This window comes from Pseudomonas sp. Leaf15 (assembly GCF_001421425.1).
Lineage (GTDB): Bacteria > Pseudomonadota > Gammaproteobacteria > Pseudomonadales > Pseudomonadaceae > Aquipseudomonas > Aquipseudomonas salomonii.
On the sequence record NZ_LMKI01000023.1, the window covers coordinates 1 to 25,300 of the forward strand.

Annotated in this window: 21 protein-coding genes and 1 pseudogene; 11 read left to right on the forward strand and 11 right to left on the reverse strand. The window is 60.5% G+C overall.

Annotated features, from left to right (window positions below):
• On the reverse strand, positions 1-408 hold a 408-nt coding region (locus ASE80_RS16345; RefSeq protein ID WP_177336528.1), incomplete at its 3' end, for a ribonucleotide-diphosphate reductase subunit beta.
• A 134-nt stretch (positions 409-542) separates the two neighbouring features.
• Positions 543-707: pseudogene (locus ASE80_RS31885) on the reverse strand (ribonucleotide-diphosphate reductase subunit beta); the annotation flags it as partial.
• Between the two features lie 248 nt (positions 708-955).
• Between ASE80_RS31885 and ASE80_RS16355 the strand changes: the two are divergent.
• From ASE80_RS16355 to ASE80_RS16375, 5 genes are all read left to right on the forward strand, one after another.
• Positions 956-1,423: a GNAT family N-acetyltransferase gene (locus ASE80_RS16355; protein WP_056859839.1), complete on the forward strand. Its 468-nt coding sequence runs from the start codon at positions 956-958 to the stop codon at positions 1,421-1,423.
• A 115-nt stretch (positions 1,424-1,538) separates the two neighbouring features.
• Positions 1,539-2,051, forward strand: coding sequence for a formaldehyde-activating enzyme (gene fae / locus ASE80_RS16360; protein WP_056859840.1), 513 nt, complete (start codon positions 1,539-1,541; stop codon positions 2,049-2,051).
• A gap of 10 nt (positions 2,052-2,061) precedes the next feature.
• A complete protein-coding gene (locus ASE80_RS16365) occupies positions 2,062-3,096 on the forward strand; it encodes an aldo/keto reductase (RefSeq protein ID WP_056859841.1) in 1,035 nt (344 codons plus the stop codon).
• On the forward strand, positions 3,093-4,526 hold the full coding sequence (locus tag ASE80_RS16370; RefSeq protein WP_056859842.1) for an NAD-dependent succinate-semialdehyde dehydrogenase: 1,434 nt from the start codon (positions 3,093-3,095) through the stop codon (positions 4,524-4,526). The genes ASE80_RS16365 and ASE80_RS16370 overlap by 4 nt, the downstream gene beginning before the upstream one ends.
• A 177-nt stretch (positions 4,527-4,703) precedes the next feature.
• Positions 4,704-6,080: an MFS transporter gene (locus ASE80_RS16375; protein ID WP_056860321.1), complete on the forward strand. Its 1,377-nt coding sequence runs from the start codon at positions 4,704-4,706 to the stop codon at positions 6,078-6,080.
• Here ASE80_RS16375 and ASE80_RS16380 read toward each other — a convergent pair.
• From ASE80_RS16380 to ASE80_RS16415, 8 genes are all read right to left on the reverse strand, one after another.
• Positions 6,027-6,902 (reverse strand): LysR substrate-binding domain-containing protein, encoded by an 876-nt coding sequence (locus ASE80_RS16380; RefSeq protein ID WP_056859843.1) that lies wholly within the window; start codon positions 6,900-6,902, stop codon positions 6,027-6,029. The two genes, ASE80_RS16375 and ASE80_RS16380, sit on opposite strands and share 54 nt — an antisense overlap.
• 126 nt (positions 6,903-7,028) lie before the next feature.
• The gene (locus ASE80_RS16385; RefSeq protein WP_056859844.1) at positions 7,029-8,198 is read right to left on the reverse strand and encodes a hypothetical protein; all 1,170 of its coding nucleotides are present in this window, start codon (positions 8,196-8,198) and stop codon (positions 7,029-7,031) included.
• Positions 8,199-8,282: 84 nt separating this feature from the next.
• Positions 8,283-9,920, reverse strand: a complete 1,638-nt coding sequence (locus tag ASE80_RS16390) for a dipeptide ABC transporter ATP-binding protein (RefSeq protein ID WP_056859845.1) — start codon at positions 9,918-9,920, stop codon at positions 8,283-8,285.
• A gap of 2 nt (positions 9,921-9,922) precedes the next feature.
• Positions 9,923-10,759, reverse strand: a complete 837-nt coding sequence (locus tag ASE80_RS16395; RefSeq protein ID WP_056859846.1) for an ABC transporter permease — start codon at positions 10,757-10,759, stop codon at positions 9,923-9,925.
• Positions 10,756-11,709, reverse strand: coding sequence for an ABC transporter permease (locus tag ASE80_RS16400; protein WP_056859847.1), 954 nt, complete (start codon positions 11,707-11,709; stop codon positions 10,756-10,758). Before ASE80_RS16400 ends, ASE80_RS16395 begins: the two co-directional genes overlap by 4 nt.
• A 65-nt stretch (positions 11,710-11,774) precedes the next feature.
• Entirely contained in the window at positions 11,775-13,409 is a 1,635-nt protein-coding gene (locus ASE80_RS16405; protein ID WP_056859848.1) for an ABC transporter substrate-binding protein, read from the reverse strand.
• A 293-nt stretch (positions 13,410-13,702) separates the two neighbouring features.
• Positions 13,703-14,929 carry a M24 family metallopeptidase gene (locus ASE80_RS16410; protein ID WP_056859849.1) on the reverse strand — a complete coding sequence of 409 codons (1,227 nt, stop codon included), beginning with the start codon at positions 14,927-14,929 and terminating at the stop codon, positions 13,703-13,705.
• Positions 14,930-14,980: 51 nt separating this feature from the next.
• The gene (locus ASE80_RS16415) at positions 14,981-15,862 is read right to left on the reverse strand and encodes a HalD/BesD family halogenase (RefSeq protein ID WP_056859850.1); all 882 of its coding nucleotides are present in this window, start codon (positions 15,860-15,862) and stop codon (positions 14,981-14,983) included.
• A 105-nt stretch (positions 15,863-15,967) separates the two neighbouring features.
• Here ASE80_RS16415 and ASE80_RS16420 point away from each other — a divergent pair, with 105 nt between their 5' ends.
• Complete coding sequence (locus ASE80_RS16420; protein ID WP_056859851.1) at positions 15,968-16,882, forward strand: LysR family transcriptional regulator; 915 nt, start codon at positions 15,968-15,970, stop codon at positions 16,880-16,882.
• On the opposite strand, the gene ASE80_RS16425 is transcribed toward ASE80_RS16420, so the two are convergent.
• A complete protein-coding gene (locus ASE80_RS16425) occupies positions 16,820-18,052 on the reverse strand; it encodes an MFS transporter (protein ID WP_056859852.1) in 1,233 nt (410 codons plus the stop codon). The genes ASE80_RS16420 and ASE80_RS16425 overlap by 63 nt on opposite strands.
• Before the next feature lie 285 nt (positions 18,053-18,337).
• On the opposite strand from ASE80_RS16425, the gene ASE80_RS16430 reads away from it, so the two are divergent.
• The 5 genes from ASE80_RS16430 to ASE80_RS16450 all read left to right on the forward strand — a co-directional run bounded on the left by ASE80_RS16430 (position 18,338) and on the right by ASE80_RS16450 (position 25,093).
• Positions 18,338-19,267 carry a LysR substrate-binding domain-containing protein gene (locus ASE80_RS16430; protein ID WP_082463633.1) on the forward strand — a complete coding sequence of 310 codons (930 nt, stop codon included), beginning with the start codon at positions 18,338-18,340 and terminating at the stop codon, positions 19,265-19,267.
• 160 nt (positions 19,268-19,427) lie between these two features.
• The gene (gene aldA / locus ASE80_RS16435; RefSeq protein ID WP_056859854.1) at positions 19,428-20,852 is read left to right on the forward strand and encodes an aldehyde dehydrogenase; all 1,425 of its coding nucleotides are present in this window, start codon (positions 19,428-19,430) and stop codon (positions 20,850-20,852) included.
• 76 nt (positions 20,853-20,928) lie between these two features.
• Positions 20,929-22,236, forward strand: coding sequence for an MFS transporter (locus ASE80_RS16440; RefSeq protein WP_056860322.1), 1,308 nt, complete (start codon positions 20,929-20,931; stop codon positions 22,234-22,236).
• Between the two features lies 1 nt (position 22,237).
• Complete coding sequence (locus tag ASE80_RS16445) at positions 22,238-23,455, forward strand: mandelate racemase/muconate lactonizing enzyme family protein (RefSeq protein ID WP_017135452.1); 1,218 nt, start codon at positions 22,238-22,240, stop codon at positions 23,453-23,455.
• A 27-nt stretch (positions 23,456-23,482) separates the two neighbouring features.
• Entirely contained in the window at positions 23,483-25,093 is a 1,611-nt protein-coding gene (locus ASE80_RS16450) for a GMC family oxidoreductase (RefSeq protein WP_056859855.1), read from the forward strand.
• Positions 25,094-25,300 lie beyond the last annotated feature (207 nt).

A 25,300-nucleotide genomic window follows, 5' to 3' on the forward strand; every position in this document is an offset into this window, starting at 1 on the left:
ATGTACTGGCGGCACTCCGGGTTGGTGATCAATGTACTGGCGGCACTCCGGGTTGGTGATCAGGCGGTAMACGGCCAGYACCAGGTTGTTGGCAACCAGGGAGTCGGCGGTGGAGAAGAAGCCGAGGTTGCGCATGACGATGCGGCGTTCGTCGTCGGTGAGGCCTTCGGGGTTTTTCCACAGGGCGATGTCGGCGGTCATGTTGACCTCTTGCGGCATCCAGTGGTTGGCGCAGCCGTCGAGGTACTTTTGCCAGGCCCAGTCGTACTTGAAAGGTACGAGTTGGTTGAGGTCGGCGCGGCAGTTGATCATGCGCTTTTCGTCAACGGCGACGCGAGCGGCGGAGCCTTCGAGTTCGGCGAGGCCTTCGGCGACGTCGAGTTTGTCCAGGGCGGCCTTGGCGCGGATGAATCATGCGCGGTGAGGTCGGCGCGGCAGTTGATCATGCGCTTTTCGTCAACGGCGACGCGAGCGGCGGAGCCTTCGAGTTCGGCGAGGCCTTCGGCGACGTCGAGTTTGTCCAGGGCGGCCTTGGCGCGGATGATCGCCGCCGAGTCGCTGGCGGTGACGTTGCGCGCTTCCAGGGCGGCGGCAGCACCGGCACCGTCGAGACGGTCCATGTTGGCTTCGCTGGCGTGGCCGGCGTTGGCGCCCTTGATCACCGCTGCACCGGTGTCTTCGTTGTCGACTTCATCCCAACTCAACATTGAAATTCTCCTTCCTGGTACTCGAAAAATAGGTTTTTGCAGGCTTCAAGGCATTGAAATACTGCGCAGAGTGTGGTCGGTAAATACCGATACTGCACACTATGTAGTGGTGGTTTGTGTTTGTGGGCACACTATATTGTGTGTAACAAAGCAGGTCAACGCACAAGATGTGCGGTCTTGGGTCGCGGCGCAGCGTCGGTTGAGCTATAAAACCTGGGTTCATTGGCTGCCAGTGGAATTTCAAGGGAATGAAAAAAATACTGATCCGATCCGCCTTGCTGGAAGACGCGCAAAGCCTCTTCGACGTGCATAGAAACTCCGTCGAAACACTCTGCACAGGTGACTATGGCCCCGAACAGATCGCCATGTGGCTCGACGGCCGCTCACCTGCTACCTATCGCGAGGCCATCGCCGCCGGCAACCTGTGGCTGGCGTACACCGACAGGCTGCAGGGGTTTATCGAAATCGACGGGCATGAAATCAGCAAGCTGTTCGTGCGCGGCGCTGCCGCCGGGCAGGGCATTGGCGCACGCTTATTGAATGAAGCCTTGCAGCGCATCAAGAACGCCGGCCATGCCAAGGCTTACCTGGAAGCGACCCTTAACGCCGAAAAGTTCTATGCCGCCTTCGGCTTTCGCAAGGTCGGCGAGGGCACCTTCAGCCGAGGCAACAGCCCGGTTTCCATCGAGATTATCAAGATGGAACTCGCCCTCTAGCAGGGGCATGATAAAAACTCACAGCCCCATGACTTTTAATGGTTACGGGCGCTTCTGCCGCCAGTGCTAAAAATTCGCCAAACAGCTCCCATAACAACAACGAGCGATTGCGAAAATGAAAGCACTTGATCTGTACATCGGCGAAGGCTTCGAAGGCCCTGGCGTCAATGCTGCCCACATCAACATCCTGATCGGCCCACGCAACGGCCCTGCCGGCCAAGCGTTCGCCAACAGTCTGGCGTCCCCAAGCCAGGGCCATTGCCCATTTATGGTGATCGCCCAGCCGAATATCCCGGTCAAACCCATGACCCTCTACGTCAACAAAGCCGCGATCGGCAGCGACCTGCACGGCAACGCCACCTGGGGCGCGTCCCAGGCCGGCATCGCCAAGGCGGTGCTCGAAGCCTTGCTGGACGGCACCTTGCCGCCGGAAGCCGAAGACGAGTGGGCGATTGTCACCGCCAACTGGGTCAACCCAGGCTGCGATGACCTCGATGCGGTCTACCTGAACAACTACAACGCCTGCCGCACCGCGATCCGCGCGGCCCTCAATGGCACGCCGTACACCGCGCAATTTGCGGATGTGGTCAACCACATCAGCAACCCTTTCTACACGCCAAAGGCCTGAGGAGACTGCCATGCAATACATTCGTTTGGGCAACTCCGGCCTGCAAGTCTCGCGTCTGTGCCTGGGCACCATGAACATGGGCACCCCGGACTGGAAACCGTGGATTTTCGATGAAAAGCAAAGCGAGCCGATCGTCGCCCACGCCCTGGACAACGGCGTCAACTTCATTGACCTGGCCGACTTCTATTCTGCAGGCGTCGGCGAAGAAGTGGTGGGGCGCATCCTCAAGCGTGTGGCCCGGCGTGAAGACATTGTGGTCACCACCAAGGTCGGCTACGGCACCCGCAGCGGCATCAATGCCAGCGGCCACTCACGCAAACACATCATGGACAGTATCGACGCGTCCCTTACCCGTCTGGGCATGGATTACGTCGACGTGTTCATGCTGCATTACTTCGATGTGAACACTCCGGTCGAAGAAACCATGGCGGCGATGAACGATATCGTGCGTTCCGGCAAGGCCCGCTACATCGGCGTGTCGACCATGCTCACCGGTCAACTGGCGAAAATCCTCATGGCCTGCGAACGCAATGGCTGGGTCAAGCCGATCAATATGCAGCTGCAACTGAACTGCGCCTACCGCGAAGAAGAACGCGAGATGATCCCGTTCTGCCGCGACCAGGGCCTGGGCGTCTCGGTGTTCAGTCCGCTGGCGCGTGGCTTGCTGACCGGCGAAGTGCAGTCGACGCGCAACCAGACCGACTTTTTCACCCAGCAGATGTACAGCGACCAGGCCTCGTTCGACATCGCTCATTCGGTACAGCGCGTGGCGCGTGCCCGTGGCGTGTCCAACGCGCAGATTGCCCAGGCCTGGGTCGCCAACCACCCAGGCGTCGACGTGATGCTGGTGGGCGCCGACACCACTGCGCAGTTCGACAGCGCGCTGGCGGCCCTGGATACCCAACTCGACGCCGAAGAGCTGCACGAGCTGGAACGCAATTACACCCCGTGCGACGTGATCAATGATTACACCGCCGGCAAGCGCATCCTGCGCGCGGCCCGCCCGGGCCTGGACCGTTTCAACCTGATCGAGGCCGTGGCATGAACCCGCTGATCCGTACTGGCAACTACATCGACGGCCAATGGTCCAGCGGTGGGCCGACTTACCCGGTGGTCAACCCGGCCAATGGCGTGCTGATTGTTGAGGTGCAACGCGCTGGTGCTGAAGAAACCAACCTGGCCATCGACGCCGCCAACCGCGCGCTGCCGGCCTGGCGCAAGCTCACCGCCAAGGAACGCAGCCAGCGCCTCAAGCGCTGGAGCGAGTTGATGCTCAGCCATCAGCAAGACCTGGCCCAACTGCTCAGCCTGGAGCAGGGCAAACCCTTGGCCGAAGCCATGGGCGAAGTGGTCTACGCCGCCAGTTTCCTGGAGTGGTTTGGTGAAGAGGCCAAGCGTGCCTATGGCGACGTGATACCGACCCACAAGGCCGACGCGCGCATTATTGTGACCAAGGAAGCCATCGGCGTGGTCGCGGCAATCACGCCGTGGAACTTCCCGCTGGCCATGGTCACCCGCAAGGTCGGCCCGGCGCTGGCGGCCGGTTGCACGATGATTCTCAAGCCATCGGAAGAAACCCCGCTGTCGGCGTTTGCCCTCGCGGTACTGGCCGAGCAGGCGGGCATTCCGGCCGGGGTGTTCAATATTGTCTCCGGCGATGCGGTGGCCATCGGCGGCGCGCTGCAAGCTTCCAGCGTAGTGCGCAAGCTGTCGTTCACCGGCTCCACGCGCACCGGCAAACTGCTGATGCGCCAGGCCGCCGACACGCTGAAAAAAGTCTCGCTGGAACTGGGCGGCAACGCGCCGTTTATCGTGTTCGACGACGCCGACCTGGACGCCGCCGTCAAAGGCGCCATGGCGTCCAAGTTCCGCAATACCGGGCAGACCTGTGTGTGCGTCAACCGCTTCTTTATCCAGGACAGCGTTTACGACGCGTTCACGCGCAAACTGGCCGAAGCCGTCAGCGCCATGCGCGTGGGCAGTGCGCTGGACGGCGACACCGAGCAAGGCCCGCTGATCAATGCGGCGGCCTTGGCCAAGGTTGAAGCGCACGTGGGCGATGCGCTGAAGAGGGGCGCCAAACTGCTCTGCGGCGGCCGTCGCCATGCATTGGGCGGCACCTTTTTCGAACCGACCATTCTCACCGAAGCCCATGGCGACATGCTGATCGCCCAGGAAGAGACCTTTGGCCCGGTGGCCGCGTGCTTCCGCTTCAAGGATGAGACCGAGGTGCTGCAACGCGCCAATGACACGCCGTTCGGCTTGTCCGCCTACTTCTACAGCCGCGATATCGGCCGGGTGTGGCGCATGGCCGAAGGCCTGGAGGCGGGCATGGTCGGCATCAACGAAGGGATCATCTCCACCGAGGTTGCGCCGTTTGGTGGGATCAAGGAATCGGGCCTGGGCCGTGAAGGTTCCAAGTATGGGCTGGATGATTACCTGGAGATCAAATACCTGTTAATGGGAGGGCTGTAAGACCACGCAGTCCTAATGTGGGAGCTGGCTTGCCTGCGATAGCGGTGGGTCAGCCACCCATCGATTAACTGACACACCGCTATCGCAGGCAAGCCAGCTCCCACACAAGCCCATTCCCACATTGGATCGGGTGTTGCCCGCTGTTACTCCGTCAAGAACAACAAAATGGAGAACACCATGACTGCTCAACCCGTCAAAATCGACGACCTGCCCATCGGCCGTTTTCACCTGAAAATCGCCGGCCTCACCTTCGGCGCGCATTTCACCGACGGCTATATCCTTGGCTTGATCGGTATCGCTTTCACCCTGCTCAGCCCACAGATGCAACTGGATGCCTTCTGGCAAGGCCTCATCGGCGCTTCGGCGCTGATCGGGCTGTTTGTGGGCAGCCTGTTTTTCGGCTGGATTTCCGACAGCCTCGGCCGGCAGAAAATCTTCCTGGTCAGCTTTGTGCTGATTACCGTCGCCTCGGTCATGCAGTTTTATGCCGAGACGGCCATGGGCCTGTTGCTGTGCCGCATCCTCATCGGCATTGGCCTGGGCGGAGATTTCAGCGTGGGCCACGCCATGCTTGCCGAGTTCGCGCCGAAGAAGCATCGCGGCGTGTTGCTCGGCTCTTTCAGCGTGGTCTGGACCGTTGGTTATGTGGCGGCAACCTTTGTCGGTACCGCGATGCTCAGCCTCGGCGACGACGCCTGGCGCTGGATGCTCGCGTCGTCGGCGATTCCGGCCGGGTTGATCCTGATCGCCCGAGTCGGCACGCCGGAATCACCGCGTTGGCTGGTCAACCGTGGGCGCATCGCCGAGGCCCGTGCCATCGTCAAAAAGCACTTGGGCGAGCATGTGGTGTTGGATGAAGAGCCGCCGACGCAGACCCGTTCCGGTTATGGCGTGTTGTTCAGTCGTGAGTACCGTAAGCGCACCGCGTTCAATTGCCTGTTTTTTGTCTGTATCGTGATGCCGTATTTCGCGATCTATACGTTTCTGCCATCGATCCTGCAGAAGATGGGATTGTCCCAGGGGTTCGGTACTGAGTTGCTGCTTAACCTGTTGCTGATTGTCGGTGCATTAATAGGTATTTGGTGCACCGTGAAGTTCTCGCGGCGGGGCTTCCTCATAAACTCATTCATCATCCTCGCGGCGGCGTTGTTTTTGCTCGCTGTGTTGCCGGGGAGTATGGCGTGGTTGATGGTGCTGACCTTTGGTGTGTTCACGCTGGTGTTGTCGGCCGTGAGCAACTTGGTTGGCGTGTTCCCGGCCGAAAGCTTTCCTACCGAAGTGCGTGCCAGCGGGATTGGCCTGGCGACGGCGGTAAGTCGGTTGGGGTCGGCGATCAGCACGTTTTTGCTGCCGGTGAGTGTGGCGGGGATCGGCTTGAGCCCGACCATGGGCATTCTCGCGGCTATCCTGGTGTTGGGTGCGATCATCTCCTGGGCCTGGGCGCCAGAGACCAAGGCGTTGACCTTGAGTCAGGCGTGCAAAGCCCAAGCGCCGCCGGTGTCAGGGATTGCTGACCTGGCCCAACCACTGCGTAAACAAGCCAACCTTGGATAAGCCCTGTTTGTCGGTTGCCACATCCAGCCAATAACCATAGGGGCCGATCACTTCCACGGGAGTGATCGGCACCAAACTGCCATTGGCCAGTTCACGTTCGATCATCTGCCGGTCGATCACCGCCAGGCCACCGCCGGCCAGGGCAGTGTGGATCACTTGGTCCAGGGTGCTGAATTCCAGGCCCTGGCCCGCATCGATGTCGTCTCGGCCCATGGCCGCCAGCCAGTTCTCCCAAACCTTCAAACGCTTACCGTCGTGCAGGATATGCAGCAATGGGAAGCGCCGCAGATCCGGCGGTTGGCCGCCTTCGAACAACTCCGGGCTGGCTACGGCAATATGCCGTTCCATCACCAACAGCTCACTGCTGCAATGCGGGTCCGCATGCAGGCCGAAACGAATCCGGCAGTCGATCTCCGCGAGGCTGTCGTGGGTGTTTTGGTGGGTGACACTGAGGTTGATATCCGGGTAGCGCTCGCAGAAACGCCGCAAGTGCGCCGACAACCAGCGCGTGGCCCAGGTAGGCGGTGCGACGACGCGCAGGCGCTGGCGCAGGTTGGGCACGCGCACGGCTTGCAGGGCGCGCTCGATATGGTCGAAGGCGTCGCTCAGGTGCGGCGAGAGGGCAAAGCCGGCTTCGGTCAGGGACAGGCCTTGGGGCGTGCGAATGAACAGGGCGACGCCGAGGTAGTCTTCCAGTTGCTTGATCTGGCGGCTGACCGCGCCCTGGGTCACATTGAGGCCCACCGCGGCCTGGCTGAAGCTGCGATGGCGGGCGACTTCTTCGAAGACGCGGAGCATGGTGAGGGCGGGCAAGTGGCGCATGGGTGGGGTCCATACTTGTTATTTTTATGGTGTTTTTGCGGGCTTCATCGCAGGCAAGCCAGCCCCCACACTGGCAATGCATTTCAATGTGGGAGCTGGCTTGCCTGCGATGGCGTCGGTGGCCTATTAGAAGTAGTAACCGATGTTCATGTACAGCTGATTTTCCAACTGATTACTGCCGCCTGCGCCCAAGCTCTGGGTGTAGCTGCTGCCGCCAATATACGGGTCGTTCTTGCCGATCAGCCACTCCGTCGCTACCCACAATTTACTGACCGAAAACGAGGTGCCCAGGATCAGCCGTTGTGAGGTTTTGAAGTCATTGTCAGACTTGTCAAAGGCACTGTAGTTGGCATACAGCTTCACACCGCTGATCTGATCGAACAGGTATTTGCCGCCCACGTCGTAACTCAAATCCGCCACATACAAGTTGCCGCGACTGGCGACGTTGAAGGTGCCGTCATACCCGCCCAGCGTCACCACGCCGTCGGTGCCTTCGTTGCGCGGCGACATTTGCTGGCGCGCCGCCTGCAGTTGCACGCCCCACGGGCCGTTTTTGCCCAGGTAGTGAATGGCCACGGCGTTGCGGCGGCCGTCGTCGCCGGTGTCTTTGTTCTCCAGGGTCGAGGTGAGGCCGGAGAGGCCGACTTCGGATTTCCAGTTACCCAGGTCCATTGCCTTGGCCACGCGTACCACCACGGTGTTGCGTTCCTGGTTGTTGCTGCCGTCGGCCACGTAGCTGTCGGCTTCGGAGACCACGCTGGAATAGGTCACGCCCTTGCTGGTGCCTTTACCTTGCCACGCCGGGCGCAGGTAATAACCGGCCTGAATATTCCAGTCACCGCTTTGCTGGATGTATTTGGCGCCGACCTGTTGCACGTCTTCCAGGCCGATCACATTGCCCAGGGTTTCGTAGAAGGTGCTGCCGAAATAGGGCTGCAAGCCGAACGGCACGGTGTTCAGACCCACTTGCACTTGCTGGTCGGGATTGAACTTGTAGCCCACCCACGCAAATTTGGCGAACTGGATATCACCGTAGTTCTTGGTGTACTGGTACGGGTACGAACGCCCGTAGAAGCGGTACTGCGCCTCACCGATCCAGGTGTCGGAGTTGTACTTGGCGGTGAGGAATGCGGTGTCGAGGCCGAACTTCTGGATGCCGCGGTCCGGGTCATAGTCCCAACGCGCGCGTACGGCGCCGCCGAGGTCAAGGTTGTCGGTAACCTGGTAGGCCATGGCGGGTGCCGCCAGGGCGCCGAGCACGGGGACCAGGGCGATGTAACGTAGGGTTGGTCGCATGGTTTTACTCTCGTTATTAGTTATTTTGGGCAACAGCAGCCCGTTGTCGCAGCGAACGCTGCGACACAGGGAAAGGCTTGGAACTCAGTGCGCGGCGGGGCGGATCAACCTCAGCGGCGGCCCGGCGGCCGGTAATTGCGTGGCGCCTGGCGCGGCGGCGAGCAAGGCCTGGGTGTAGCTGTTCTGGGGCCGCAACAGCACCTGTTCGGCGCTGCCGTATTCGACCACCTCACCCTGGCGCATCACGGCGATGTGGTCGCTGATCTGCGCCGCCACGCGCAGGTCGTGGGTGATAAACAGGATGCTCAGGTTGAGTTGCTTTTGCAGATCGGCCAGCAGCTCCAGCACCTGCTTTTGCACCGACACATCCAGCGCCGAGACGCTTTCATCGGCGATCAACACTTCCGGGCGCATCGCCAGGGCGCGGGCGATGCCGATGCGCTGGCGCTGGCCACCGGAAAACTGCCGGGGTTTGCGCTTGAGCGCATCGCGCTTGAGGCCCACTTGTTCAAGCAAATCACCGGCCTCGGCCCAGGCGTCCTTGGCCGATAAACCACGCAGTTGCGCAGCACGGGCAATGATGTCGCCGACTCGATGGCGCGGGTTGAGTGAGCCATACGGGTCCTGGAAGATCATCTGGATACGCCGCCGATTGGCCGCCAGGGCCGCGCCGCGCAAGGCCAGGAAGTCCGTATCACCGACCCACACATGCCCGCTGTCGCTGTCGATCAGACGAATTGCAGCCTTGACCAGCGTGCTTTTCCCCGAGCCGGACTCGCCGACAATCGCCAGTGTTTTGCCGCGTGGCAGGTTCAGCGATACGTTACGCAAGGCCGCGACCGAGCTGCCGCCGACGGTGTAGGTCTTGGTCAGGTTCTCGATGCGCAGCGCCAGCTCGCCGTCGGCGCTCGGCTTATGCAGTTCCGGGTGCAGCGCCGGCACCGCCGCAATCAACTTGCGGGTGTAGGCGTGGGCCGGGGCGTTGAGCACCTGGTCGCGTTCGCCGATTTCCACCAGGCGGCCGCCTTCCATCACCGCAATGCGGTCGGCGATCTGCGCCACCACCCCGAAGTCGTGGGTGATAAACAAAATGCCGTGCTGGCCGCGCCCACGCAGGTCGCGCACCAGTGTTAACACCTGGGCTTGAGTGGTCACGTCGAGGGCGGTGGTCGGTTCGTCGGCGATCAACAAATCCGGGTTCATCGCCAAGGCCATAGCGATCACCACGCGCTGGCATTGGCCGCCGGAGAGTTGATGGGGAAAGCTGTTGGCGATGCGCGGCGGGTCGGGCAACTGGGTGGATTCCAGCAACGCGAGCATGCGTTCGCGGCGTTCGCGCGGGGGCATTTGCGGCGCATGGATATTAAAGATCTCTTCGACTTGCTTGCCGATCCGAATCGCCGGGTTCAACGCTGCCATGGGCTCCTGGAAAATCATCGCGATACGGTTGCCGCGCAGCTGGCGCAGGCGGCTTTCGTCGAGGCGGCAAATGTCATCGCCAAGGAAGTCGATCACCCCACCGGCGTGGCGCAAGCCTTTGGCGTAGTCGCCCATAATCGCCGCCGACAGCACCGATTTGCCGGAGCCGGATTCGCCGATCACACAGAGTATTTCGCCCTTGTGCACCTCCAGGCTGATGCCGTGCACGGCATGGCTGCGGTCTGCGCCGACAGGCAGTTCAATCGAGAGGTTTTGCACGCGCAATACAGGTTGTGGGTTCATGCTCAATTCCTTGCGCCTTGCTGGGCGTTTTCATCCAGGCCGTCAGCCAGCAGGCTCAGGCCCAGCATCAGGGTGGAAATGGCAATGCACGGGAAGATCACCAGGTGCGGGAAGGCGATGGCCATGGCACGGCCGTCGTTGATCATGCCGCCCCAGTCGGGTGTGGGCGGCGGCAGGCCGAGGCCGAGAAAGCCCAGGGCGCCGATCATGATCGCGGTGTAGCCGATGCGCAGGCAGAAATCCACGATCAACGGGCCACCGCAGTTGGGCAAAATCTCCACCAGCATGATGCGCAGCGAGCCTTCGCCCTGGGTGATCGCGCTGAGCACGTAGTCACGTGAGCGAATGTCGATGGTCAGTGCGCGCATGATGCGAAAGATCGCCGGCGCACTGGTAAACGTCACCGCAATCAGGATGTTCAGCGCCGAGGCGCCGAGGGCAATGATGATCACGATGTACAACACCAGCACCGGGAACGACAGCACGGTGTCGGCCACATACGACAGCAGCGCATCGACCCAGCCGTTGAAGTAACCGGCACACAGGCCCATGGCGATACCGACGGCGAACGCCGTGAGGGTGGCCAGGATCGACCACAACAGCACCGTGCGTGTGCCCCAGATCAGCCGCGAGAGAATGTCGCGGCCGATCATGTCGGTGCCCAGCAGGAAACTTTGGCCGTTGTCGCCGACGCTCATCGGCGTCAGCAAGGGCGTGAAGCTCTCCAACGGATCATGCGGCGCCAACCACGGCGCAAACAGCGCGGTGAGCACCCAGCCGCCGACCAGCAACAAGCCGAGCAACGCCAGGGGATGTTTGAAGGCGTGCAGACGATTCATTGAGCACCCCCGCCAAGACTGCGCAGGGTGATGCGCGGGTTGAGCCAGGTGTAGGCCAGATCCGAGAAGATCTTGGTGATGCCCACCACCACCGCGCTGACCATCGCGCAGGCTTCGATCAGGTACACGTCATGGTTCAGCGACGCGGTGTAGAGCAGCGAGCCAAAGCCCTTGTAGGCAAAGAACACCTCGACCACGATCACGTTGGACAGCAGCCATGGGATGTAGAGCATGATCACGGTGATCGGCGCGATCAATACGTTACGCAGGGCATGGCGAACCACGATGCGCGCGGTGGAAGCGCCTTTGAGCCGCGCGGTGCGGATGTACGGCGACTGCATCACCTCGACCATCGACGCCCGGGTGATCCGCGCCAGGTAGCCGATGCCGAACAGGCACAGCACCATCAACGGCAGCACCAGTTGCACGGCGCTGAAGCCGTCGCTCATGCTGCTTACGCCTGGCAGCCAGTTGAGCCAGAACACAAAGATCGCCGAGACGAACACCGCGCTGGCAAAGTCGGGGATCGAGGTAGTGACGATCGACAGGAATGACACCAGCCGGTCCAGTACCGAGCCCTGGCGAATGCCGGCGAGAATCCCCAGGGTCAACGCCACGGGCACCATCACCAGCAAGGCCAGGCCGGCCAGGGTGAGGGTTTGCGCCAGGTTAGGCAGCAACAGTTTGATTACCGATTCGCGAAAGTACACCGAGGTACCCCAGTCGCCGCTGACAAAGTCCTTGAGCCACAGCAGGTAACGCCACACGAAGGGTTGGTTGTAGCCATGTTCCACCAGCCATGCCGCGCGCTGATCCGCGGCGGAGTAGGGGCCGAGGACGTTGATCGCGACGTCCTCGATGTTCAGTTCCAGGGCCAGGAACACGATCAAGGACACCGACAGCAGCGTCGCCATCAGCGCTAATAATTTTCGCAATAGAAAATGAGCCATGGGTGCATGCTCCGACGAAGTTTGGAATGCCTGCCCATGTGGGCAGGAAACGCGTGCGCCTTGATTCAGGCGCTCAACCACACGTTACCCATGGGGTAAAAGTCGGAAGGATGCACCTCAAAGCCCTGCACTTTTTTGCTCACGGCGGTGAACTTGTCGCCCCAGAACGGCTGCACGATCACGCAGGCGTCCTGCAAAATCTGCTCGACGCTTTGCATCGCCACCGCGCGTTGCTTGGGGTCGATGATGCCCATGGCTTTGTCCAGCGCGGCGTCGAACGCCGGGTCGCTGTAGTGGCTTTCGTTCCAGGCGCCGCCGCCGCGATAGGCCAGCTCCAGGGACATCACGCCCAACGGGCGATGCGCCCAATAGGTGAGGCTGAAGGCGGCCTTGTCCCAGATTGGCCAATACTGCGCGGCGGGCACCACTTTCAGGTTGATGCGAATTCCGGCTTCCAGGCAGTTCTGTTGCAGGATCTGCGCGCAGTCCTGCTCATAGCGGCCCTGGGTGTTGCCGACGATCAGGTCGATATCCAAACCGTTGGGGAAACCGGCATCGGCCAGCAGCTTTTTCGCCGCCGCCACGTCACGCTCGCGTTTGGGTAACGGGAAATATTCGGGGTGGGAGGGGGCTACATGGTGGTCTTCGCCCAGCGTGCCCATGCCGCGATAGGCGATCTTGAGCATCTGCGCGTTATCAGCGCAGAGCACCACGGCTTTGCGGATGCGCAGGTCGGTGAAGGGCTTCTGGTCGCAGGCCATGCGCATCACCACGGTTTGCGCGGATTTGCAGGTCAGCAGCTGCGCGCCGGGCAGGCGCTTGGCCAGGTCGAGTTCGGCCACGGTCACGCGGTACAGCACATCGACTTGCCCGGCTTGCAGTGCGGCAAGGTGGGTAGACACGTCGGTTCCCATGTCGATGTAACGCAGCTCGTCGAGGTTGGCGGGTTTGCCCCAATAATCGGCGCGCTTGGCGAAGGTCGCCTGCTTGTTCACTGCGAACGCCACCAGCTTGAACGGCCCGGTGGCCAGCGGGTTCTTGGACCAGTCGTCACCAGCCTTGAAGCTGCGGTGCACGATGGCGCAGGTGAAGGCGTTGAGCATTTCCGGGATCGCCAGCATTGGCCGTTTGAGCTGTAGACGAAACTGGTAGTCGCTGACCTTTTCGAAGGCCTTGATGTCCTGGAACGCAGTACGGTTGACCGACTTGGAGTCGGCAGCGATCCAGCGTTCGATGTTGTGCTGCACGTCGTCGACGTTGAAGCTGTCACCGTTGCTCCACTTCACGTCCTGGCGCAGGTTGAAGGTCCAGGTGGTGAGGTCGTCAGACGGGCTCCAGCTTTCTGCCAGGTACGGGTGGGTGATGTTGTCGGCGTCGACCCAGGTTAGGTATTCCAGCGAATTGCGCAACAGGTTCGAGGCTTCGATCCAGGTGATCAGCATCGGGTCCTGGATTTCCTGGATCGCGCAGGCAAAGCGCAGGCTGCCGCCTTGGCGGGCCGGTGTGGCGTCGGCGGCCTGGGCGTCGCTGCCCAGTAAAGCAGAGCCCAGAAAGGTGCTGGCGCTGGCGACGGTGACGCCCAGCAGCGCGGCGGTGCGCAGGAACTGGCGGCGGTTGATTTCGGCGCTTTTAACTTGCACACACAAGTCATTGATGGCTGGATGCGGCGGGGCGCCGTCCAGGGTAGTCAAGTCTTTCATAAGCCTCTCCGGTACTTGCGAATATGCGTTTTTGTTGAACCGAAAGGGTCAGTGGCAAGCGCAGCAACGGCGCAGCACGAACCGCTGTGAAACCGGCAGAAGAACAAGGCGCAACGAAGTCAGAAGGCGGGCAATGGGATAGGACATAGGGCAGCTCTCATGTTGTTTTTATTAGAGATGCCCGCAGTTTTGTCATTTGCGCAAAGATGGACAAACGACAAATTCTGCGCAGTAACCTTCTATAAATGCATGTTACGGATTCTAACCAAGGCCACCTCTCGAGCTAGACGTGTTCAGCGTGGCAACAGGCGCGGGTCGAACGGGTAATCAGAGAGCAACTCGATACCGTGTTCGTGGATATAGATCTGTTCTTCGAGCTTCACGCCTTCGCCGCCGTCATCGTGGCCGATGTAGCTTTCCACGCAGATGGTCATGCCGGCTTCGAACACGCCGTCATAGCCCAGTGCGTCGATGTCTTCGCGGTGCACCACGTAAGGGTATTCACCGGTCATGCCAACCCCGTGCGCCAGGGCGAAGTAGCGGTTGTTTTTGTAATGTTGGGGAATCTTCCAGGCCATCTCCGCATACTCCTTGAAGCTGCGCCCGGCCTTGAGCATTTCTACGTTGGTCTGCACTTGCTCGTAGGCCAGTTTGTACAGTTCCTGTTGTTTGGCGGTGGCGGCCTGGTCGCCACAGAGGAAGGTGCGCGAAAAGTCAGCGTAGTAGCCAAAGCGTCCGACCACGTCGGTGTCCAGCGCCACCAGATCACCGGCTTCGATGGGCCGCGTGCTGCACTCCTGGAACCACGGGTTAGTGCGTGGGCCGGAGGACAGCAGGCGAGTCTCGACGTAATCACCATCGGTGGCGATCACATGCTGGTGCAGATGCGACCACAGTTCGTTCTCGCTGATGCCCGGCACCAGTTTACTTTCCATCAGGCGCACTCCCGTTTCAGTGGCGCGCAGGCTGGCACGGATCATTTTCAGTTCGTTGGGCACCTTGATGCAGCGCGCACGCTCCAGCGGTTCCTGGGCGTCAAACACTTGGTAACCCAGCCGTTGCAGTTCGAACGCGGCGGCCGAGGTGGCGCTTTCGATGGCAATGCGTTTACCCCCGCCGCACTTGCGCACCAGTTCGTCAATCTCGGCGGCCCAGTCGGCGGTGACGTTGCTCAAGAAGCTGTCGCAGAAGTAGTAGGAAATGGCTTTGGCCGGGCGCACTTCATCCACGGTATTCAGGCTTTCGGCCAGGTGCAGGCAGCCGCCGAACTCGAAGATCACCACCGGGCCTTCTGCCGGGATAAACGCATAGCGCGCCGGGTTGCGCGCCGAGTACACCTGCATGTTGCGTGAGCCGGTGGCGTAGCGCATATGGGTGGGGTCGAACAGCACACAGGCGGCGTAGTCACGTTTTTTCAGTTCGTTGCGTACCCGTTGCAGGCGGTCCAGCTGGATTTGCTGGATTTCGTCATAGGTGGGTTCGCAGTCGGCGGGTTTGCGGTTGGGGCCGGACAGACTCATGGGTGTTCCTCGCAGGGCAAAGACGGTTTTTTGGTTTTTTATGGGCGTGAATCAGTCGAGCAACTGGTCGCTGCGCACCAGGTTGCGTTCGGCTTGCAGGTGGGCTTCGGACAGGCGTCCGTAAAGCTGTTTGGTGCGTTGGGCGCGGCCAATGATTCCGGGTTTCTCGGAGTAGGCGAAGATCGCGGTGTTGCGTTCGGTTGAGCCTTCCACGCGGGTGACGCGGTGCACCGAGAAACGGCCCTTGAAGATCTGCAAATCACCGGGGTTGAGTTCCAGTTCCTGCACCCGCGAGCGGTCTTCGCCACGCACCACTTTGCCGACGGCGCCGAGGTTCTCCTGGCTGCGCGAGCGGATCATCGGCGCGTACTCGAACAGGCCACCGGCCTCGGGCTTCTGGGTCATCATGCTGACAATGAATTCGTTGGTGTCGAAGTGCCAAGGCTGCTCGGTGCCCTCGGGCATCACGTTGATCACCAGGCCGGCGAAAGGGTCGGCGTATTCGAAAATCTCCGGTTCGTCGAGGCAGGCGCCGATAAAGCGCTTCATCATTGGCGACACGTACAGGCGATGGATGATCGCGTCGGGGGCGATCATGTCGCGGGTCACGAATCCACTGGTGCGCTCCATGAACGTGCGGCGCGGGTCATCCTGGGGCAGGCTGGGGTCGTCTTCGGTGAAGTAGGGGTTGACCTTGCGCACCGAATAGAACGTCTTCCCCGACAGCGCCTGGCCTTCCAGGCGCGCCTGCTCCAGCACTTCGGGGCGCAGGAAGTTCTTCAGCAGGCAGCAACCGTCTTCGGCCAGTTCGGCACGCGCATGTTCAATTAATGCGCGCAGTTGAACATGGCCCGAATCATGTATGGGGTACAGCGCTGTATTAATGATATCGCTGATATCACCGGTTTCGGCATCGGCAAGTTTAAGACTCATACACGGCTCCTGAAGTAGGCTGTTGTGTTGAGTCGATAGTTGCGTAAACCGGTTTGAAGGGGAAATTACAAGTTGTGATCGAATCCATCGGCAGGGGCGATAGTGATGTCAGGCGAACTGGATGGCAGCTTACTTAAAGTGTTTGTGGCAATTATCGAATGCCAGGGGTTTTCGGCGGCTGCCGAGCGCCTGCATAAAACCCAGTCGACCGTCAGCCAGAGCTTGCAGCGCCTGGAAGAGATCGTGGGAACGCCGCTTATTCACCGCACCAGCCGCTCCATCGGCCTCACGCCGAGCGGCGAAACCTTTCTGATCTATGCGCGGCAGATCCTCAAGCTGCACCTTGAGGCGGTCAACGCGGCTCAATTACCCAATGAGCAGGTGTGTATCCATGTGGGTATGCCCGAAGATTATGCCCAATATTGCCTGGGCGGGATGCTCAAGGACTTTCAGGCGCAGTTTGCCCAGGTACGCCCGGATATTTGCTGTGAGATGTCTACCGCGCTGGTCAGCCGCTTGCATCGCGGCGAGCTGGACTTGGTACTGGGTGTTGAACATGCGGGCCTGCAACCGGGGGAATACCTGTGCGATGAACCGTTGGTGTGGGTGGCGGCGCCGAGTTGGAGTGGCGTAGGGCGCCAGTCGGTGCCGCTGGCTGTCTACGCCGAAGGGTGTGCGTTCCGTGCCAATGCCGTGCAGGCGCTGGCTCAGGCCGGGCGTTCATGGCAGGTGGTTTATACCAGCCAAAGCCCGCGTGGTATTGCGATTGCCATCGAGCAGGGGTTGTCGGTAGGAGTCATGGCGCGACGATTGGTGCCGCAGGGCTGGCAGATTCTGGATGAGCAACAAGGCTTTCCACCGATTGCACCGGCGCGCCTGATGTTCTGGCGCTCGGCAGGTTGCCAGGTGCCGGAAGTGGACGCACTGGTAGAAATATTGCAGCGCCAGTTGGGGCGCTCAGGGTACCTGCACAGCCAGCGCGTCCAGGACCTGACGATGAGCCATGCGCTTGAGCAGTAACAAACTCGCCAGTACCCAGCCGGCAATCCAGGCATGTACCACGGCAAATTCGCCACTGACCTGCAACAGCCAACCACACAGCCCATTGGCCGAAGCACTGGCCAGCCCGTAGCTGACCATGCTCAGGCTCACCACTTGCAGGCTTTGCACCGGATCGAGGCGTGCACTGAGGTAGGCGGCCATCAAACCCCATGAAGGGAAATAGAACAGCGCGAACAATCCGGCAGCGCACCAGCTCAGTAATAGGCTGGGATGCCCCAGCAGGCCGAGCATGGCGAGGCCGAATGCGCTAATGCTCAGCGCCAGCACCCGCAGTGCGCCCCAGCGATCCGCCAGCGAGCCCAATAGCAGCCCGCCGATGGCGCCGCCAATGCCGATCAACGTCCACATCGAGCCCGTAACCGCCGCACCGGCGTGCAGGCGGTCACTGACAAAGGCCGATAAAAAGTTGAGGAACGGTCCACTGATTGCGCCGATAAATCCGCTGAGTATCACGATGTGCAAGGCCACTGGCTGGTCGACGCACAGTTGCAGCCATTGTTTGAGCACTTGGGTGAATGCGGGCGGCTGGACAGAGCGGGGCGCTTGTTCGACGTGCGCTGCCAAGGTCCACAAGGTCAGCAGCGTGACCAGCAGCGTCAGGCCTGCACAGATCAACCAAAACTGGCGCAATGACAGACCTTGCAACAGTGCGATCAATAGCCCATTCAAGCAAATGGCAAAAGCGGCCCCCGACGACGCCAACCCCAGCACGCGGCTGCGATGAGTCGCCGGGATCACTTCTCGGGCCAATGCGGCAATCGCGTTCCAGTTCGACACCGCGCAGGCCGACACCAGCGCCAGGCATAGCGCAAACGGCACTACCCAAGGCGTGGCGACGGCGAGTGCCAGCAACACCGGGCTTAACACGATGGTCAGGCGCACCATATTGCGTGGGCTCACCCAGGCCGCGGCGATGCCGCTGGCAATCGAGGCACCCATGTAGAACAGCTGCAGCACGGCTGCAATCAAGGCGGCCTGGCTGTAGTTCAGTTCAAATACCCCACGGATCTGCGGCAATAAGGCGGAATACAGAAAAATACTGAAACCGTGGGTGGTCGCGTTACAGGCGGTAAATACCAATGCCAGTAAACCGATACTTCGCCGCGTTGAAATAGGGGTGCTAGACATGGCGCGGCCTCGATTTAGTTGGCGAAGAACCAATAGACTTAATTGGAGGGAAGACTAACTTTTGTAGTGCGCGGGCAGCCAATGCTTAATTGTCTTAGTGTGCATGCGTTATACGCGTGCTATTTATTCGTCAGCGACGTGTTTAGTCCAAAAACGACACGATTGATTTCGGTCGAGTATTTTTCTCTGTGGGGGGAGTGCTACCGCTGGCCCAATACAAAAAGGTATGTTGTACGGGTATTTCTCTGCTCAATCTTCCTTGTTAATCGTTGTCGAGTGCCCTCCATGAAACGCAAAATGCCTGGTCTCAATGCCCTCAAAGCTTTCGAAGTCGCCGGCAGCACCGGCAGCTTTACCCGGGCTGCCGAGCTGTTGAACGTGACCCAGAGCGCGGTCAGTCGCCAGGTACGCCAGTTGGAAGAACAATTGGGGGAGAGCCTGCTGGAACGGCGCCACCATCACCTCGAACTCACCAGTGCCGGGCGCGTGTTGTTGCGGGCGTTGCACCAGTCGTTCGACAAGATTGAACTGACAGTGCGCAGCATCCAGCAGAAAACCCATTCCAACCGCTTGCACATCAACGCGCCGCCGACGTTTACCAGCCGCTGGTTGATGCCGCGTTTGGGGCGTTTGCGCGAGGCGCATCCGGAGTTGGAGTTGAGCATTACCACCTGCCTGCAGGACAGCCTGGCGCAAACCAGCACGCTCGATTGCGCCATTCGGTTCGGCAATGGCGAGTGGGATGGCCTGGACAGTTCATTGCTGATTCAAGAGCGGCACATCGCGGTGTGCGCGCCGTCGCTGTATGCCCGGGAATGCAGTGATGGCGTGGATCTGAATCGCATGACCTTACTGCATGTGTTGGCCAGTGAAGATCAGCGTTACTTGACGTGGAAGCATTGGCTGGACGCGGCGCGGATTCATGGGGTGGATACCCAGGGCGGCTATGAGTTCGACTTGCTGGACCTGGCGATTCGGGCGGCGACGGATGGGTTGGGGATTACCATTGCCGACTGGCACATGGTCGCAGCGGAACTGGCCAGTGGGCAGTTGACGCAGGTGCTGAATGTGCATGTGGAAGGGCATCAGTCCTATTGGCTGGTGACCCGGCCGGAGCAGACGGATATGCCGCAGTTGCAGGTGTTCGGGCTGTGGTTGCAGGAGGAGATCTGGTTGGCGCAGCGGCAGTTGGAGCCCTCTACTGCGGCGGGTTGATTGTGTACATATCCGATTAGCCACGGATTCAAGCCAGCTCCCACAGGCACACAAACCTGCATTTTCCTCACGTTACCCCGCCCAATAAGTCGTTTGCACACCCCCCAAGCAAATACAAAACTGCATGTCACTCGCAAAACAACAACGTTGGGCAAACCACATGCAATTCGAGCGCAATTTCTTTAACGGTCAATTCGTCGAACCCGCCAGCGACGCCCTGATCGCGGTCTACAACCCTGCCAATGAATCCCTGGTTGGCCATGTCAGCGCCGCCACCGCCGATGAGGCCATCGCCGCCGTCGACGCCGCCGCCATCGCCCAGAAAACCTGGGGCAAGCTCACCAGCATCGAGCGTGCCGAGCACCTGCGTGCCTTCGCTGATGCGCTGGACAGCCACGCCGAAGCCATCGGCACGGCTTTGGCCAGCGAGTCCGGCAAGAGCGTCACTGACGCCAGCAACGAAGCCCGCTACGCCGCGCAAATTACCCGTTACCACGCCGAATGGGCGCGCCGCATCGAAGGCGAAATCATCCCCAGCGATACCTCGGACGAAAACCTGTTCCTGCACCGCGAGCCGATTGGTGTGGTGGCCTGTCTGATCCCGTTCAACTACCCGGTCTACACGCTGTTGCGCAAGATCGCCCCGGCGCTGATCGCGGGTAATACCGTGGTGGTGCGGCCCAGCAACAACACGCCACTGTCGGCGTTTGAAATTGCCAAGGCAGTGGTGACAGCCGGTATTCCAGCCGGTGTGATCAACATCCTGACCATGGACCACGCCACCGCCGCCAGCGTCTGCACGCACAAGGCCGTCGGCCTGATCACCCTCACCGGCAGCGTGAACGCCGGGCGTACCGTGCTCGATTACTGCAAGGCCAATATCGCCAAACCATCCCTGGAATTGGGCGGCAAGACCCCGGCAATCATCGAACCGGATGCCGACCTGGAAACAGCCGCCAGCGCTATCGTTGCGTCCAAGACCACCCACTGCGGTCAGCTGTGTACGGCGGTGGAACGCGTGTATGTGCACGAAAGTATTTATGAGCCATTCCTCGCTTTGCTGAAAGCCAAGATCAGCGCGGTGAAGTTCGGTGACCGTTCCACGGACGAAAGCCTGATGGGCCCGTTGGTCAACGCCAGCTCGCAAAAGAATATCCACGCCATGGTCGAGCGCGCCGTCGCCGCCGGTGCTGTACTGGAAACAGGTGGTGTGCTGCCAGCCGGGCCGGGCCATTTCTATCCGCCGACCTTGCTCAGCGGTTGCCGCCAGGACATGGAAATCATTCAGGAAGAAATCTTCGGTCCGGTGTTGCCGGTGCTCAAGTACCGCGACATCGACGAAGCGCTGGCCATGGCCAACGACCATCAATTCGGCCTGTCATCGGTGCTCTACACCGAGAACTACCGCACGGCGATGAAAGTGGCGAATGCCATCGAAGCCGGCGAGCTGTACGTCAATCGCACGCCGGCAGACCCGTATCAGGGTTTCCATGCCGGCTGGAAACGCTCAGGGCTGGGCGGCGATGACGGCAAGCACGGGATGCTTGAATTTACCCAGACCCGCCTGGTGGTCATGAAGTACTGATCCACGCGCACCTGTTGCACCTTTAATAAAAACAATTATCAGGGCGCCCGCGCAGCGGGTGCCTGAGGTCCACATGATGTCCAAGCCTGCACCCGTTGCCCAGGTTTCCGTTGCCGTGCCCGCGGCAAACGACACTGCCAGCCGTTATTTCCAATTGCTGTTGCTGGTACTCGCCGCCGGCGCGATCTACCCGATCCTCTACCTGCGCCAGGTCTACCAGACCACCATGCTCGACGTGTTCCAGATAAACCACAGTCAACTGGGCTACCTGTACTCCATGCTCGGCACGATCTTTTTGCTCAGCTACCTGCCCAGCGGATGGCTGGCCGACCGTTTGCCGCCACGCTTTTTGATCTTCTTCTCGCTGGTCGCCACCGGCGCACTGGGCCTGTGGTACGCCAGCGTGCCGTCAATGACCGGCCTGATGATCATTTTCGGTTGCTGGGGGCTGACCACTGGCCTGACGTTCTGGGCCTCGGTGCTCAAGCGCGTGAAGATGATTGCTCATCAGAGTGAGCAGGGGCGGTTCTTCGGCATCCTTGACGGTGGTCGCGGCCTGGTGGAAGCCTTGCTGGCGACCGTGGCCCTGGGCCTGTTTGCCTATGCCACCGAAACTCAAAGCCAGTCGGCGGCCCAAGGCTTCAAGCACGTGGTGTACCTGTACTCGTTTATCTGTATAGCCATTGGCTGCGGGCTGGTACTGCTCAAAGACCCCAAGTCTCTGGCCGAGACGCCAGCGGTAGAGAAGGGCAAGTTCAACCTGATCGCTGATCTGACCACCCTGGTGAAAATCCCCGAGCTGTGGCTGGTGACCGCCATCGTGTTCTGCGGTTATCACATGTTCTGGGCTACCTACAGCTTCTCCGACTACTTGCAAGGCAGCGGCATGACTGCGGTGATGGCCGGCACCATCACCACCATCAAACTGTGGATGCGCCCCATCGGCGGCATCGGCGGCGGCTGGCTGGGCGACAAGTTCTCGAACATCTCAGTGCTGATCGTCGCGCTGGTGCTGGTAACCCTGGCGATGGTCGGGCTGATCGTGTTCCCGGCGCTCAACAGCCTCGGCCTGCTGATCGGCACGGTGATCTTTATCGGCCTGATGACCTATGCGATTCGCGGTCTGTACTGGGCGATTCTCGACAGCTGCGACATTCCGCTGCGCATCACCGGCCTGGCCATCGGCATCGTCTCGGTGGTGGGTTACCTGCCCGACACCTTTATCCCGCTGATCAATGGCTACCTGACCGACACCTACCCAGGCAAGGCCGGTTACAACCTGTATTTCGGCTACATCGCCTTTATCGGCGTGCTCGGGACCCTCGCGGCCCTGACGCTGCGCGCCCGAATCAACCGTAAAAAATTCAACCAGACAGGTGCCTGAGATGAAAATCGTCGCCCTTGAAACCCATATCGTTGCCGTCCCACCACCGCATATCGGTGGCATGTATTGGCTGTTCGTCAAACTCAAGACCGACTGCGGCATTGAAGGTGTCGGTGAGATTTACGCCGCCACCTTTGGTCCCAAGGCCATGCTGCCGATCATCGAGGATGTGTTCGAGCGCTACCTGCTCAACCACGACCCGCACCACATCGAGCGGTTTTTCCGCCAGGCTTATTCGAGCGGTTTCACCCAGCGCCCGGACCTGACCATGATGGGCGTGGTCAGCGGCCTGGAAATGGCGTGCTGGGACATCATCGGCAAAGCCGCCAACAAGCCGGTTTATGAGCTGCTGGGTGGCAAGGTCAACGAGCGCCTGCGTTCCTACACCTACCTGTACCCGGTCAACAGCAAGGGCGAGTACGACTACGACGACCCGGACCTGGCCGCCGAGTGCGCCATCGAGAATATGAACAAAGGCTTCACCGCCGTGAAGTTCGACCCGGCCGGCCCGTACACCGCGTACTCGGGCCACCAGATTTCGCTGGAAGTGCTGGAGCGTTGCGAGACTTTCTGCCGCAAGATCCGCGAGGCGGTGGGCGACAAGTGTGACCTGTTGTTCGGCACCCATGGGCAGATGGTGCCGTCATCGGCGATTCGCCTGGCCAAGCGCCTGGAGAAGTACGACCCGCTATGGTTCGAAGAACCGGTGCCGCCTGGCCAGGAAGACGCCATGGCCCAGGTTGCGGCCAAGACCAGCATCCCGATTGCCACCGGCGAACGCCTGACCACCAAGTACGAGTTTTTCAAACTGCTGCAGGCCGGTGGCGCGTCGATCCTGCAAATGAACGTGGCGCGCTGCGGCGGGCTGCTGGAGGCGAAGAAAATCGCGAGCATGGCCGAGGCCTACTACGCGCAAATCGCGCCGCACTTGTACAACGGGCCGATTGGCGCGGCGGCGAGTTTCCAGTTGGCCACGTGCACGCCGAACTTCCTGATCCAGGAAAGCATCATGACCTGGGGCGGTTTCCACGCCGAAGTGCTGACCAAGCCGCTGCAATGGGAGGACGGCTACATCATCCCGTCCACCGAACCGGGCCTGGGCGTGGAGCTGAACATGGACGTGGTGCGCAAACACACGCCGTACACCGGCGAGCGTTTGCACCTGCAGATGGCGCCGACGCCAGCTGACGTCAAAGACACTTCGCCCGCCAAGGGCTGATAAAAACGACTTACGCGGTAACCGTGAATGACATATGACTACATCATCGCCGGCGCGGGTGCTGCCGGCTGCGTTCTGGCCAACCGGCTTTCCGCTTCGGGCGAATACTCGGTGTTGCTGCTGGAAGCCGGTGGCAAAGACAGTTCCTGGTGGTTCAAGATCCCGGTCGGATTCGCCAAGATGTATTACAACCCGACCTTTAACTGGATGTACTACAGCCAGCCGCAAAAACACTTGGCTGGCCGGGAAATCTATGCGCCGCGCGGCAAGGTGCAGGGCGGTTCGGGTTCGATCAACGCCATGATCTACGTGCGCGGTCAGGCCCATGACTTCAATGACTGGGCGGCCAACGGTAACGACGGTTGGGGTTTCAAGGATGTACTGCCGTACTTCCGCAAACTGGAAAATCACCCGCTGGGCGACACCGAGTACCACGGCGGCAGCGGCCCCATCAGCATCACACCGATGAAGGGCCAGACCCACCCGATTTGTGACGCGTTCCTCAAGGGCTGCGAACAGCTCTGCTACGGCCTCAGTGATGACTTCAACGGCCCCCATTTCGAAGGTGCGGGCCTGTATGACGTCAACACCCGCAATGGCGAGCGCTGCTCAAGCAGCTTTGCGCATTTGCATCCGGCGCTCAGTCGCACGAACCTGACCGTTGAGTTGCATGCACTGGTTGATCGTGTGCTGTTTGATGACCAGCAACGCGCCAGCGGGATTCGCGTGTCCCAAAAGGGCGTGGTGCGCACCTTTAAGGCACGCAAGGAAGTGATCCTTTGCGCGGGTGCCGTCGACACGCCGAAGATCCTGCAACTGTCCGGCGTGGCCGATCAGCAACTGCTGGCCGAACACGGCATCCCGCTGGTCAAGCACCTGCCGGCCGTGGGTGAAAATCTGCAGGACCACTTGTGCGCCAGCTACTACTACAAGGCCAATATTCCCACCCTTAACGACGAACTCAGCTCATTGTTCGGCCAGCTGAAACTGGGCCTGAAATACCTGTTCACTCGCAAGGGCGCGTTGGCGATGAGCGTCAACCAGGCCGGTGGTTTCTTTCGCGGTAACGATGAACAGGCGGACCCGAACCTGCAGTTGTACTTCAACCCGCTGTCGTACCAGATCCCGAAAAACAACAAGGCCAGCCTCAAGCCCGAGCCTTATTCCGGCTTCCTGCTGTGCTTCAACCCGTGCCGGCCGACCAGCCGCGGCACTGTCCGCATCGCCTCGAATAACCCACGGGACGCAGCGCTGATTGATCCGAACTACCTGAGTACGCAAAAGGACATTGACGAGGTCATCCAGGGCAGCCGCTTGATGCGCAAGATCATGCAGGCGCCTGCGCTCAAAGGCATCACGGTGGCCGAGGTGTTACCTGGCGCCGCCGTGCAGAGCGACGAGCAGATGCTGCAATACTTCCGCGAAAACAGCGGCTCGATCTACCACCTGTGCGGCTCCTGTGCGATGGGCTCGGACCCGCAGGTGTCGGTGGTGGACAAGCGCTTGAAGGTGCACGGGTTGCAAGGCCTGCGCATTGTGGACGCGTCGATTTTCCCGAATGTGACCTCGGGTAACACCCATGCAGCGGTATTGATGGTGGCGGAGAAGGGCGCCGACCTCATTCTTGAGGATGCCTGATTGTGGTAGCCCCGCCGAGCTTGATTTGAAATACAGCCAGAATTGTGGGAGCTGGCTTGCCTGCGATAGCGTCGGGTCAGCAGACACATTTGTCACTGGAAGACCGCTATCGCAGGCAAGCCAGCTCCCACTTTCGGGTTTTGACGTGGGGGCGCTGTTGCAGGCGCTGGAGGTTGCGCTGCATTTTCAACGTGTCTAGCAGTGCTA

Coding starts and splice junctions, on each gene's coding strand:
- ASE80_RS16375 (WP_056860321.1), top strand. CDS start 4,704: ATGACTGCTCAACCCGTCAAAATCGACGACCTGCCCATCGGCCGTTTT.
- ASE80_RS16365 (WP_056859841.1), top strand. CDS start 2,062: ATGCAATACATTCGTTTGGGCAACTCCGGCCTGCAAGTCTCGCGTCTG.
- ASE80_RS16415 (WP_056859850.1), bottom strand. CDS start 15,862: ATGAGTCTTAAACTTGCCGATGCCGAAACCGGTGATATCAGCGATATC.
- ASE80_RS16370 (WP_056859842.1), top strand. CDS start 3,093: ATGAACCCGCTGATCCGTACTGGCAACTACATCGACGGCCAATGGTCC.
- aldA (WP_056859854.1), top strand. CDS start 19,428: ATGCAATTCGAGCGCAATTTCTTTAACGGTCAATTCGTCGAACCCGCC.
- ASE80_RS16425 (WP_056859852.1), bottom strand. CDS start 18,052: ATGTCTAGCACCCCTATTTCAACGCGGCGAAGTATCGGTTTACTGGCA.
- ASE80_RS16420 (WP_056859851.1), top strand. CDS start 15,968: ATGTCAGGCGAACTGGATGGCAGCTTACTTAAAGTGTTTGTGGCAATT.
- ASE80_RS16410 (WP_056859849.1), bottom strand. CDS start 14,929: ATGAGTCTGTCCGGCCCCAACCGCAAACCCGCCGACTGCGAACCCACC.
- ASE80_RS16450 (WP_056859855.1), top strand. CDS start 23,483: ATGACATATGACTACATCATCGCCGGCGCGGGTGCTGCCGGCTGCGTT.
- ASE80_RS16400 (WP_056859847.1), bottom strand. CDS start 11,709: ATGGCTCATTTTCTATTGCGAAAATTATTAGCGCTGATGGCGACGCTG.
- ASE80_RS16355 (WP_056859839.1), top strand. CDS start 956: ATGAAAAAAATACTGATCCGATCCGCCTTGCTGGAAGACGCGCAAAGC.
- ASE80_RS16390 (WP_056859845.1), bottom strand. CDS start 9,920: ATGAACCCACAACCTGTATTGCGCGTGCAAAACCTCTCGATTGAACTG.
- fae (WP_056859840.1), top strand. CDS start 1,539: ATGAAAGCACTTGATCTGTACATCGGCGAAGGCTTCGAAGGCCCTGGC.
- ASE80_RS16445 (WP_017135452.1), top strand. CDS start 22,238: ATGAAAATCGTCGCCCTTGAAACCCATATCGTTGCCGTCCCACCACCG.
- ASE80_RS16405 (WP_056859848.1), bottom strand. CDS start 13,409: ATGAAAGACTTGACTACCCTGGACGGCGCCCCGCCGCATCCAGCCATC.
- ASE80_RS16380 (WP_056859843.1), bottom strand. CDS start 6,902: ATGCGCCACTTGCCCGCCCTCACCATGCTCCGCGTCTTCGAAGAAGTC.
- ASE80_RS16395 (WP_056859846.1), bottom strand. CDS start 10,759: ATGAATCGTCTGCACGCCTTCAAACATCCCCTGGCGTTGCTCGGCTTG.
- ASE80_RS16440 (WP_056860322.1), top strand. CDS start 20,929: ATGTCCAAGCCTGCACCCGTTGCCCAGGTTTCCGTTGCCGTGCCCGCG.
- ASE80_RS16430 (WP_082463633.1), top strand. CDS start 18,338: ATGAAACGCAAAATGCCTGGTCTCAATGCCCTCAAAGCTTTCGAAGTC.
- ASE80_RS16385 (WP_056859844.1), bottom strand. CDS start 8,198: ATGCGACCAACCCTACGTTACATCGCCCTGGTCCCCGTGCTCGGCGCC.